Genomic DNA, 12,112 nt, shown 5'->3' with positions numbered 1-12,112 from the left:
CACGCCCATGAGCCATCCCACTCCCAAACACGCCGTGGCAACCCGCAGCCAGTGGCTCGCCGCCCGGCACCAGCTCTGGCTGCACGAGAAGGCCTTCACCCATCAACGCGATGAGCTTGCCGCCGCCCGCCGCGCCCTGCCCTGGGTAGCGGTGGAGCAGGACTACCGTTTCCAGGGCCCGGACGGCGATCTAAGCCTGGGCGAGCTGTTCGCCGGGCGCAGTCAGTTGCTGGTCTATCACTTCATGTTCGCCGAGGGCTGGAACGAAGGCTGCCCGGGCTGCTCGTTCCTGGCCGACCATTTCGACGGTGCCAACCTGCACCTGGCCCACCACGACGTTTCCCTGGTGGCGGTTTCGCGGGCGCCCTTTGCCGAGTTCCAGGCGTTCCGCCGGCGCATGGGCTGGCACTTCCCATGGTTCTCCTCGCACGGCAGCCGCTTCAACCAGGATTTCGGCGTCACTGTCGCCACCGATGGCAGCGCCCAGTACAACTACGAACCCTACACCGGCGACGAAACGGAGCTGCCCGGGCTCAGCGCGTTCTACCGCGATAGCGACGGCAGCCTGTACCACACCTACTCCACCTATGCCCGGGGGCTGGACATCCTGGTCAACGCGTACAACTTCCTCGACCTCGCGCCCTTGGGGCGCAACGAGGACGGGACGATGGACTGGGTGCGGCATCATGATCGCTATGAAAGTGCCAGTGACAAGCCGCATTGCTGCAAGGAGTGAGTTTCCGGCGGGTCAGATCGCCTGCACCGCCAGCAACTCCGTCAAGACCTCGGCCAGTGCCTTGACCATTACATCAGCCGTAGGCCGATGCACGATGACGATCTCGTAGCTGTCCACCTCCGGCAGCCCCTGCTCGATGCCCAGCACCCGGTGCTCGAGCAGCGCCGCCCGCGGCGGCAGCAGGCTGATGCCCATACCGTCGGCCACCGCCGCCTGGATACCGCTGAGGCTCGAGCTGGTGAAGCTGATGCGCCAGCGCCGGCCCATGCCTTCGATCGCGCTGATCATGTCATCGCGGTACAGCCCGCGTGGCGGAAAGGTCACCAACGGAATCGGGTCGAGGTCGAAGGACGGCATGCGCGTGCTGTCGATCCACTGCAGGCGCTCCGGCCAACACGCCACGCCCTCGCGGCTGTTGCGCCGCTGCTTGAGCAGCACCAGGTCGAGTTCGCCGTTGTCATAGGCCTGGCTGAGATCGCGGCATAGCCCGCTGGTGACTTCCAGCTTGACCTGGGGGTGCTGCCGGCTGAACGCGGACAGCGCATTGGTGGTGCGCCCGCCGACGAAATCCTCCGGCACGCCCAGGCGCACGGTCACCCCGACCATGGCCCCGGCCAACGCCTCGAGCATCTGGTCGTTGAGGGCCAGCATGTGCCGGGCATAACCGAGCAGGGTCTGCCCGGCATCGGTGGGCAGCACATCGCGGTTGCCGCGCACCAGCAGGCGGTGGCCAACCATGTCCTCGAGGCGACGAACCTTCTGGCTGATGGTCGACTGCGTGGAATGCAGGCGCGCTGCGGCGGTGGTGAAACTGCCGCAGTCAGCCACCACGACGATGGCGCGCAGCAGGTCGAGGTCGAACAGGGCCCTATTTGGTTTCACGCTGGCAGACATCTTGATATTCGACTTCTGAATGACAAGCCTGACTTCTATCACGGGTACCGATACCCGGCAACATGCGCAAATACACTGGGATCCATCCAGATTATTCACTTCTGCTACAAACACAGGCCCCCTAGCATGGACCCTCGTCCTATCAGGAGCCGACCACCATGCGCCTGCCGTTCACCACCTTGCTGCTGACCCTGTTCACCAGCCTTGCCAGCCATGCCGAGACCTCCGCCATGAACACTGCGTTGCTCGATGCCGCCCGCCGCGGCGATGCCCCTGCCGTGCGCCAACTGCTCGACCGGGGCGCGCAGGCCGATACCCGCAACGACCAGGGCCAGACCGCGTTGCTGGTGGCCACCCACGCCAACGAAGTGGAGGCCGCCAAGGCGCTGATCGAAGCCGGCGCCGACGTCAACGCCAAGGACAACATCAACGACAGCCCCTACCTGTACGCGGGCGCACGGGGGCTGGACGACATCCTGCGCCTGACCCTGGCCCATGGCGCCGACCTGAAGAGCACCAACCGCTACGGTGGTACCGCGCTGATCCCGGCCGCCGAACGCGGGCATGTGAGCACCGTGCAGTTGCTGATCGCGGCCGGTATCGATGTGGACCACCTCAACCGCCTGCACTGGACCGCGCTGCTCGAGGCGGTGATCCTCGGCGATGGCGGCCCGCGGCATGTGGAAATCGTGCGCCAGTTGCTGGCGGCCGGGGCGGACCCACTAATTGCCGACAAGGACGGCGTGACCGCGCTGGAGCATGCTCGCCAACGCGGTTATCGCGAGATGGTCGCCTTGCTGGAAAACTCCAGGCGCCGCTGACGCGCCGCATCGCCGGCAAGCCGGCTCCCACACCGATCGCACCGGTCTCAAGACAAGCGTCATCCCTGTGGGAGCTGGCTAGCCGGGGTTTAGATCATGACGTAGGCCTGCCGGTTATTCCACAGCCTCGAACGGCAGCCCCACATAGTTCTCGGCGATATTCGCCAGCCCCGCCGCTGACCCCAGGTAGTACTCGCGATCGGCCGCCTGCATCTTGCGGTCCCAATCATCCTGGTGCTCGCCGAAGTCATGCAGCAGCTGAGTCATGAACCAACTGAAGCGCTCGCCCTTCCACACCCGCCGCAACGCCATGGGTGAATACTGCGCCAGCAGGTCGGTGCGCCCCTCGCGGTAGACCTTGACCAGGATCCGGTACAGGTAGTTGACGTCCGAGGCTGCCAGGTTCAGGCCCTTGGCGCCGGTGGGCGGCACGATGTGCGCGGCGTCGCCGACCAGGAACAGGCGGCCATGCTGCATCGGCTCGACCACCAGGCTGCGCAGCGGCGCGATGCTTTTCTCCAGCGCAGGCCCGGTCACCAGTTGCTCGGCCACCGCCTCTGGCAGGCGCGCCTTGAGCTCGGTCCAGAAGCGCTCGTCGGACCAGTCCTCGACCCGCTCTTGCAGCGGCACCTGCAGGTAGTAGCGGCTGCGCGTCTGCGAGCGCTGGCTGCACAGCACGAAACCGCGTTGGTGATGGGCGTAGATCAGCTCATGATTGACCGGCGGGGTATCGGCCAGCAGTCCCAGCCAGCCGAACGGATAGACCCGCTCGTACACCTTCAGCACGCTGGCCGGGATGCTCTGCCTGGCCACGCCATGGAAGCCATCGCAGCCGGCGATGTAATCGCACTCCACCCGGTGCTGGCGACCGTCCTTGTCGAACGTCAGGTAGGGCCGCGGCCCCTCGATGTCATGGGGCTGGACATTGTTCGCCGCATAGATGATCGGCGCCCCACTCTGCTCGCGAGCCTGCATCAGGTCGCGGGTGACCTCGGTCTGGCCGTAGACCATCACCGTCTTGCCACCGGTCAGTGCCTTGAGGTCAAGACGCTGGCGATGACCTCCGACCAGCAACTCGACCCCTTCATGGACCAACCCTTCGCGATCCATGCGCTGGGCCACGCCGGCTTCGCGCAGCAATTCGACCGTGCCCTGTTCGAGCACGCCGGCACGGATGCGCCCCAGCACATAGTCCGGGGTCTGGCGCTCGACGATCAGCGTATCGATGCCGGCGTTGTGCAGCAGTTGGCCGAGCAGCAGGCCGGACGGGCCGGCGCCGATGATTGCAACCTGAGTCTTCATTGTTGTTGTCTCGCGATGACGATGCCGGCTTTGTACTGGCAATGGCCGCGCATCTGCTGTTAGGGTTTGCACCTGTATTTTTACTGCTGAAAAATGCGCAGAACGTGCGAAATCCGTTTTGAAAACTGCACTTTCTTGAAATTCGTTCGATTAACGGACAGACCCTAACCCCATGCACAGCCCCCTTCCCGGCATCCCGTTGTTCCAGCTGTATGGCGAGCACCGTGCCTGGCCGGATACCGACCTGCTGCACTGCGAGTCGATCCCGGCGCGCAGCCGTCTGCACCACTGGGAGATCAAACCGCACCGGCATGCCGAACTGTTCCAGCTGCTCTATGTGCAGCGCGGCGAGGCGCAGGTGGAGATCGAGGGCGAACGCCGGGTGATTCGCGAGGCGGCGATCCAGGTGGTGCCGCCGCTGACTGTCCATGGCTTTCGCTTCAGTGCCGATATCCAGGGGCATGTGCTGACGTTCGGCACGGCCTTGGTGGTCGATCTGGAAAAGCGCCTCGGCGCCCCCCTGAGCGTGCTGGCGGCGGCGCGATGCTACCCGCTGGGCAAGGACCGCGTGCGCCTGCACGGCCTGATCGACACGCTGCAGCAGGAGTACCAGGGCAGCGCTCCGGCCCGCGGCCCCATGCTGCAGGCACTGGTCACCGCGCTGATGGTGTGGATCAACCGCCAGCAAGCCGCCTTGCCAGCGCGCAGCCAGGACGAACGGGACCAGCAGTTGCTCGGTCGTTACCTGCGCCTGGTCGAGGCGCATTACCGCGAGCACCTTGCCGTGGACGATTTCGCCGCGCGCCTGGGCATCACCAGCCTGCTGTTGAACCAGCTGTGCCGGGCGCTGGCCGGGCAATCGGCGTTGCAGGTGATCCACCAGCGCCTGCTGCTCGAAGCACGGCGCAATCTTGCCTACACGCGCATGAGCATCGGCCAGTTGTCCGACAGCCTGGGGTTCAGCGACCCGACCTACTTTGCGCGGTTCTTCAAACGGCTCGACGGGCAGACGCCCAAGGCATATCGCAAGTCCGTGAATGCCTGAGCGGGGCTGCAAGCACAGCCCTTGCTTGACGTATACGTCAACCTGGCATTAGGTTACTCGCATTCCCTCCCCCGAGCGCCAGCATGAGCAGCCAGACCTACAGCATCTCCGACCTGTCCCGCGAACTGGACATCACCACCCGCGCCATCCGCTTCTATGAGGAGCAGGGTCTGCTCAGCCCTGAACGACGCGGCCTGGAACGCATCTACTCGGCCCGCGACAAGGTCACGCTCAAACTGATCCTGCGCGGCAAGCGCATCGGTTTCTCGCTGGCCGAATGCCGTGAACTGATCGAACTCTACGACCCCTCCGGCGGCAACCAGAAACAGCTCACCAGCATGCTGGCGAAGATCGCCGAACGCCGCGCCCAGCTCGAACAGCAAATGCTCGACATCCAGCAGATGCATCTGGAGCTGGACACCGCCCAGGAGCGTTGCGAGCAGGCCCTGGCCGCCACCCTGAACCCGCCGCACACCCACCGTTGATCCGCCACAGGAAACCCGCCATGTCATTGCCCAAGAATGTCCGCCTGGTCGAAGTCGGCCCGCGCGACGGCCTGCAGAACGAAGCCCAGCCCATCAGCGTCGCCGACAAGGTGCGCCTGGTGGACGACCTCACCGACGCCGGGGTCGCCTATATAGAAGTGGGCAGCTTCGTCTCGCCAAAATGGGTCCCGCAGATGGCCGGCTCCGGCGAAGTGTTCGCCGGTATCCGTCAGCGCGAGGGGGTTATCTATGCGGCGCTGGCACCCAACCTGCGCGGTTTCGAGGATGCCCTGGCCGCCGGGGTGAAGGAAGTGGCGGTGTTCGCGGCGGCGTCCGAGGCGTTCTCCCAGCGCAACATCAATTGCTCGATCAGTGACAGCCTCAAGCGTTTCGAGCCGATCATGGAGGCCGCCCGCAGCCAGGGTGTGCGGGTGCGCGGCTATGTCTCCTGCGTGCTCGGCTGCCCCTACGAGGGACGCATCAGCGCCGAGCAGGTGGCACCGGTGGCCAAGGCCCTGCATGACATGGGCTGCTATGAAGTGTCGCTGGGCGACACCATCGGCACCGGCACCGCCGGTGACACCCGTCGCCTGTTCGAGGTGGTCTCGGCCCAGGTGCCCCGCGCGCAGTTGGCGGGGCACTTCCACGACACCTATGGCCAGGCGCTGGCCAACGTCTATGCCAGCCTGCTCGAGGGCATCAGCGTGTTCGACAGCTCGGTGGCCGGCCTGGGCGGCTGCCCCTACGCCAAGGGCGCCACCGGTAACGTCGCCAGCGAGGATGTGGTGTACCTGCTGCAAGGGCTGGGCATCGAAACCGGCATTGACCTGGACCGGCTGATCGCCGCGGGCCTGCGTATCAGCGAAGTGCTCGGGCGCGCCACCGGTTCGCGGGTGGCGAAGGCCCGCGGCGTTCGCTGAGTTACACGCTTGTCACACAGGTGTGGGTGGAGTGTTACCGCCTACACGCTGTGCAGAAGAAAATCGGGTAACAGGGAAACAATTCGACAAATTTTCACGTGCCAATCTACCCTGCAAAATCACCAAGCTATTGATTTTAAAGGATTTGTAAAAGTTGGCACGCCACCTGCTATATCTTTAGGCATAACAAGAACAAAAAACGCGATACCCAATAAAAACAACAGTAAACGGCTCTGACATAACAAGAACAACACGGCAGAGGCGTAGCAAGCAGATTTTTTTGGAGTCGACGTGCATTCCAGGGGTTCCGGCCCCGCAACCTGGCAAGAACAATAAAACTACCTCCGAGGTAGCGGCAGTCAAGGTTGGATCACGTTGGATGAACGCAGGTCAGCGCTCAAAAAAATACGTTTGCTCTTGGCCCCGGTTGGGGGCCCCGCAGTGCAGAGACGACAGCCGACAAAAACAACAACAGGCCAGTCTCCAATAATAAGAAAAGAGCAGGCAACAACGCTTATGAGGGGAGCTTCGGCTCCCCTCAGTGCTTCCCGCCCTCCTCCTCCTTGCGCTTGTCCTCATGCTCGCCTTCGACCTTGTCCACCAGCAACGGCATGCTTGCCAGCACCAGTAGCGCCAGCACCGTGCTGATCAGTGCCGTGGCCTCGCGCCCCATCCCTGCAGCCGTGCCGATGGCGGCGGTCATCCACAGCCCGGCGGCGGTGGTCAGGCCCTTGACGTGACTGGTGTCGCGGCCATTGCCCTTGAGAATCGTGCCCGCGCCGAGAAAGCCGATACCGGCGACGATGCCCTGGATCACCCGGCTCAACGCTTGCTCGTCCGCCCCGGCCATGCTCGGTGCCAGGACGAACAAGGCCGCACCCATGGACACCAGCATGTGCGTGCGCACCCCAGCCGACTTGCCCTTGCTCTCGCGCTCGAAGCCCAGCACCGCCCCCAGCAAAGCCGCCATCAGCAGGCGGATGAGGATCCGCGAGACCTCGCGCTCGTCGGCGACATCGGCGAATTCGGTCTGCAACGCCGCCAAAAAGGCTTGCCAGAATGCTTCCATCGGTTGCCTCCAGAGATCCCGCCGAACAGGTCTCAAGAAGTGTAGGTGGATTGCTCTGACGTGAAACTTTGCAACTGCTCCAACCAGTACGCCACATCCAGTTCGTCGATCTGCTCGGGGCGCAGGAAGCGCTCGGCATATTGCCGGTACACCCCGCTACTCAGGAACAAGCGCAGCAACTGCCCGTCGACATGCTTGTCCCGCGCCATGAACACCAGGATCTTCACCGACTCGGACAAGGTCTTCGGCGCCTTGTAGGGCCGGTCCGCCGCGGTCAGCGCCTCGAAGATGTCGGCGATCGCCATCACCCGCTCGGGGATGCTCAGCGCCTCCTGGCCGAGCCTGCGCGGGTAACCGCTGCCGTCCATCTTCTCGTGGTGGTTGCCGGCGATAGACGGCACGCGCCTAAGCTGGCGCGGGAACGGCAGAGCGCTGAGCATGATGATGGTCTGCACGATGTGCTCGTTGATCTTGAAGCGCTCTTCGTCGTTGAGCGTGCCGCGACGGATCGACAGGTTATACAGCTCGCCGTGGTTGCTGGCATGGGCCGGCAGGCGCATGTCGAAACCCCAGTGGTTGCGCGGGTCGTCCTTGGCCACCGGCGGCTTACGATCGCCCCAGGGCACCCGGTGTTCATCACGGTCGGCAAGCAGGGGCTCGTCCACTGGCAAGGTTGCCGCCGAGGTGTCGGTGAACCGGGCCGCCTCGTCGCGGGAGATGCCCAGGCGGTTGTCGAAGTGCCGCCGCCAGCGGCGCTGGCCGATAGTGCGCAGGCGCTCGATATCGGCCTCCTGCATGAACTCGCCACCGATGTTGGCGTTGGCGACGAAGGCGAACTCCTCCTGCAAGGTTGCCCGGCATACCTCCAGCGTGCGCCGCAGCGCCGGCTCATCATCGCCGTTGGCCACGCCTTGCCAGTAGGCGACCTCGGCATCGCGCCAGAGCACCTCGAAGCGCATGCGCACCTCGTGGATGCGGTTGTACAGGGTCTCGAGCTTGGTCGCCTTGTCCACCACGTATTCGGGGCTGGTGATCTTGCCGCAGTCGTGCAGCCAGGCGGCCACGCGGAATTCGTAGCGCTCGGCCTCGCTCATGCTGAAGTCGGCATAGGGGCCGCTGTCAGCCTGCACGGCCTGGTCCAGGAGCATCTGCGCCAGCTGCGGCACCCGTTCGCAATGGCCACCGGTATAGGGGCTCTTGGCGTCGATGGCGTCGGCCAGCAACTTGATCATGGCGTCCAGCAGGCGCTGTTGGGCCTCGACCAACTGGCGGGTCTCGATGGCCACGGCGGCGGCACCGGACAGCTCCTCGACGAAGCGTTGGAACGGCTGGCCCACGGCTGCGTTCGCATCGGCGAGTTGCAGCACCAGGATGCCGAGCAGCGCCTGGCCGCGGTCATTGAGCACCACCGCCAGGCTGCGCCCTTGCCATGCGAGGGCCTGGGTCACCGCGCTGGCCAGGTCATGCCGCTCGCCTTCAGGCACCTCCAGTTCCTTGGGGTAGTCATGGCCGCGACTGGCGGCGGCCAGGCGCAACCGAGTGTTGTCGTCGTACAGATACACCGCACCGGCGCTGACCCCCGCTGCCGCCACCAGGTGATTGAGCACGCCGTCGAGCATGCCTTCGAGTTGGGTCTCGCGGCTAAGCGTGAGGGTGATCGCCTGGAAGTTGCGGATGGTGCCGGACATGCGGCTCAGCACCCGGCTCAGTTCACGCACTTCGGAGACCCGCGAGACAACGCCCACCTCACGGCTGAAATCGAAACTGGCCAGGCCCTGCACCTGCTCGGTCAGCCGGCGCAACGGAAGGCCAATGCGTCGGCCCAGCAGCCCACCAAGCAACAACAACACGGCTGCCACGGCTACGGCCCAGAGCAGCTGCTCGAACAGCACCTTGCGCGCGCCGGCCAGCAGTTCGTGGGCCGGCACGGCGATCAGCACCTGTAGGTCCTGCCCGGCCATGGAGGTCAGCGGCACGCGCATGCCATACCAGGTCTGCCCCTGCACCTGATATGGCTGCGGGCTCGCGCCCTGGGGCATGTCGGCGTAGATATGCGCAAGGCTGGCGATACCCAGCTCGCCAATGCGCGACAGACGCACGGTGTCGCCCTCGCGCACGACCACCCGTTGCAGGTCCGGATAGGCCACCACATTGCCCTGGTCGTCGACCACGGCGATCTCGGTGCCGGCGGTGATGCGCAGGTCGCGGCTCTCGCTGGCCAGATCGTTGACCGAGACATCCATGCCGATCACCGCCGTACCCTCGGCGCTGCGCTGGGCCATGGTCAGGCCGATCTCGCGGGTGGTGAAGAACACGTAGGGGCGAGTGAGTACGGTCTCGGGCTGCGCGCTGGCTTCGATGAACCAGGGGCGTTGGCGTGGATCGTATTGGTAGTCGGGCTTGCCCTGGCGCTGCAACAAGGTCAGTGCCGGGTCATAGAAGCGCCACTCGCCCTGCATCGCGCCATCGGCACCCAGGGTGACGGTCTGCACCAGGAACGCCGTGTCCGCCGGTGCCGCGAAGCGCTGCAACAGTTGCGGGTCGCGCAAGCGGCGCACCAGCAGGAATTCACCATTGGGGTAACCGACGTAGGCGGCGCTGAGCATGCGGTTGGCGCGCAGGCTCTCGACCAGTTGCGGCAGTTGCTCGAGACGCTCGGCCAACGTGCTTGACGCCGGGCTATAGGCCAGCAGGCGAATGCTGCTCTGCACCGGGTCGACCAGGCGCCGGGCGCGCTCGTCGATGGTCCGGCCGACCTGCTGGGCGGCATCGCCGGCGGCGGCCACCAGGGCCTGGCGCACGCCCAGGTAGCCTTGCCAGGCCAGGGCCGCGCCCAGCGCCAGCATGCCCAGCATGATCGCCAATGCCACCAGCCACTGCAGGGAAATGCTCCGGCCACGGTTGTTCATGGCCGTCTACCTCGAGCGGACGCCCGTCCAGTCTGCCCTATCAACACGCAGCCCATCCCAGGTACTCCCCGTGTGGCGATTTCCACAGTGTAATCAGCCCAAGCGAACGTGCCGGCCCGAGATATCCGCTGGCAGCGAGACAGCCCGATAGTGGCACGACGCCATATAAGACTGCATGCACTTTTTCGAAGCGATTGCAGGCCGCGGTATGTCGAAACAATCCATCGTATACAAAACAAGCAAATTCTGTTTACACTGCCTCGCGCCTACGACAACGGTCATCGCCGTTGCGTATTGCGACAGGCTCAAGCCATGCGACATCCACTGCCGCCCGCCTTCACCGGGCATCCTTCCCGAATGCCGCTTGCCGCATTCGCTCTGTCACCGTCTGCCCACCTGCCCGATGCGCCCGCCATGGCGCAGCCTGCGCATGTGCGCGGTGAACCGTTCGCCCCTGTCATCGACGCCCGGCCACGCCGCGGCGCCTGACGGCCCTGGTGCGCCCGGCCCATGCACCAGGCGCCTCTCTACAATCAGAAAACACATCCCAAACGGGAGGGGACACACATGCCCAAGACCCTACTGGTCAAGAACGCCGAACTGCTGGTGACCATGGACGGCGAACGCCGTGAAATCAAACGCGGCGGCCTGTACATCGAAGACAACGTGATCCGCCAGGTCGGCCCCAGCGAAACGCTGCCGCAAAACGCCGACGTGATCCTCGACATGACCGGCAAGGTGGTCATCCCCGGCCTGGTCAACACCCACCACCACATGTACCAGAGCCTTACCCGCGTGGTGCCGGCGGCCCAGGACGGCGAGCTGTTCAACTGGCTGACCAACCTCTATCCGATCTGGGCGCGGCTGACCCCGGAGATGATCGCGGTCTCGACCCAGACGGCCATGGCCGAGCTGATCCTCTCGGGCTGCACCACCTCCAGCGACCACCTGTACATCTACCCCAACGGCTGCAAGCTCGACGACAGCATCCACGCCGCCGAGGAAATCGGTATGCGCTTCCACGCCGCCCGCGGCAGCATGAGCGTCGGCCGCAGCCAGGGCGGCCTGCCGCCGGACTCGGTGGTGGAAAAGGAAAGCGACATCCTCAAGGAATCCCAGCGCCTGATCGAGGACTACCACGACGCCAGCCATGGCTCGATGCGGCGCGTGGTGGTGGCGCCCTGCTCGCCGTTCTCGGTCAGCCGCGACCTGATGCGCGAAGCGGCGGTCCTGGCCCGCGAGTACGGCGTGTCGCTGCACACCCACCTGGCCGAGAACGTCAACGACATCGCCTACAGCCGCGAGAAGTTCGGCATGACCCCGGCCGAATACGCCGAGGACCTGGGCTGGGTCGGCCACGATGTGTGGCATGCCCACTGCGTGCAGCTCGACCAGCACGGCATCGAGCTGTTCGCCCGCACCGGCACCGGGGTCGCCCACTGCCCGTGCTCGAACATGCGCCTGGCCTCAGGCATCGCGCCGATCCGCAAGATGCGCGACCACGGCGTGCCGGTGGGGCTGGGGGTCGATGGTTCGGCATCCAACGACGGCGCCAGCATGATCGGCGAGGTACGCCAGGCCTTGCTGCTGCAACGGGTCGGCTTCGGCCCGGATGCGATGACCGCCCGCGAAGCACTGGAAATCGCCACCCTGGGTGGTGCCAAGGTGCTCAACCGTGACGATATCGGTGCCCTGGCACCGGGCATGGTCGCCGACTTCGTCGCCTTCGACCTCGGCCATGTGGCCTATGCCGGCGCCCTGCACGACCCACTGGCGGCGCTGGTGTTCTGCACCCCGACCCACGTCGACACCAGTGTGATCAACGGGCGTGTGGTGGTTCAGGACGGGCGCATCACCACCGTCGACCTGCCGCGGGTGCTGGAGCGTCATAACCAGTTGGCGCGTCAGTTGGTCATCGGCGAGTAGGCCGG

The 12,112-nt window shown here is 65.1% G+C and carries 10 protein-coding genes; 6 read left to right on the top strand and 4 right to left on the bottom strand.

All coding sequences use genetic code 11. The features are described 5' to 3' along the window. Nucleotides 1-7: 7 nt before the first annotated feature. Complete coding sequence (locus tag KSS90_RS11305; RefSeq protein WP_217869447.1) at nt 8-736, top strand: DUF899 domain-containing protein; 729 nt, start codon at nt 8-10, stop codon at nt 734-736. A gap of 12 nt (nt 737-748) precedes the next feature. On the opposite strand, the gene KSS90_RS11300 is transcribed toward KSS90_RS11305, so the two are convergent. Next, nucleotides 749-1,630, bottom strand: coding sequence for a LysR substrate-binding domain-containing protein (locus tag KSS90_RS11300; RefSeq protein WP_110701423.1), 882 nt, complete (start codon nt 1,628-1,630; stop codon nt 749-751). Nucleotides 1,631-1,788: 158 nt separating this feature from the next. On the opposite strand from KSS90_RS11300, the gene KSS90_RS11295 reads away from it, so the two are divergent. Then, a complete protein-coding gene (locus tag KSS90_RS11295; RefSeq protein WP_217869446.1) occupies nt 1,789-2,451 on the top strand; it encodes an ankyrin repeat domain-containing protein in 663 nt (220 codons plus the stop codon). Nucleotides 2,452-2,565: 114 nt separating this feature from the next. Here KSS90_RS11295 and pobA read toward each other — a convergent pair whose 3' ends face one another. Further along, nucleotides 2,566-3,753, bottom strand: a complete 1,188-nt coding sequence (gene pobA / locus KSS90_RS11290) for a 4-hydroxybenzoate 3-monooxygenase (protein WP_217869445.1) — start codon at nt 3,751-3,753, stop codon at nt 2,566-2,568. Between the two features lie 172 nt (nt 3,754-3,925). On the opposite strand from pobA, the gene KSS90_RS11285 reads away from it, so the two are divergent. From KSS90_RS11285 to KSS90_RS11275, 3 genes are all read left to right on the top strand, one after another. Next, on the top strand, nt 3,926-4,798 hold the full coding sequence (locus tag KSS90_RS11285) for a helix-turn-helix domain-containing protein (RefSeq protein WP_217869444.1): 873 nt from the start codon (nt 3,926-3,928) through the stop codon (nt 4,796-4,798). An 83-nt stretch (nt 4,799-4,881) separates the two neighbouring features. Continuing rightward, nucleotides 4,882-5,283 carry a MerR family transcriptional regulator gene (locus KSS90_RS11280; RefSeq protein ID WP_023631568.1) on the top strand — a complete coding sequence of 134 codons (402 nt, stop codon included), beginning with the start codon at nt 4,882-4,884 and terminating at the stop codon, nt 5,281-5,283. Between the two features lie 20 nt (nt 5,284-5,303). Beyond that, nucleotides 5,304-6,203: a hydroxymethylglutaryl-CoA lyase gene (locus KSS90_RS11275; RefSeq protein ID WP_217869443.1), complete on the top strand. Its 900-nt coding sequence runs from the start codon at nt 5,304-5,306 to the stop codon at nt 6,201-6,203. Between the two features lie 538 nt (nt 6,204-6,741). Here the strand turns inward: KSS90_RS11275 and KSS90_RS11270 are convergent. After that, the gene (locus tag KSS90_RS11270) at nt 6,742-7,272 is read right to left on the bottom strand and encodes an MgtC/SapB family protein (protein ID WP_217869442.1); all 531 of its coding nucleotides are present in this window, start codon (nt 7,270-7,272) and stop codon (nt 6,742-6,744) included. 32 nt (nt 7,273-7,304) lie between these two features. Then, a complete protein-coding gene (locus tag KSS90_RS11265; protein ID WP_217869441.1) occupies nt 7,305-10,181 on the bottom strand; it encodes an HD domain-containing phosphohydrolase in 2,877 nt (958 codons plus the stop codon). A gap of 567 nt (nt 10,182-10,748) precedes the next feature. Between KSS90_RS11265 and KSS90_RS11260 the strand changes: the two genes are divergently transcribed. Continuing rightward, nucleotides 10,749-12,107, top strand: a complete 1,359-nt coding sequence (locus KSS90_RS11260; RefSeq protein WP_217869440.1) for an 8-oxoguanine deaminase — start codon at nt 10,749-10,751, stop codon at nt 12,105-12,107. The last annotated feature ends 5 nt before the right edge of the window (nt 12,108-12,112 follow it).

The sequence above is a fragment of the Pseudomonas maumuensis genome, from assembly GCF_019139675.1.
GTDB classification, from domain to species: Bacteria; Pseudomonadota; Gammaproteobacteria; order Pseudomonadales; family Pseudomonadaceae; genus Aquipseudomonas; species Aquipseudomonas maumuensis.
The sequence above is the reverse complement of the archived record's forward strand: the minus strand, read 5'-3'. Positions and strand labels throughout refer to the sequence as shown.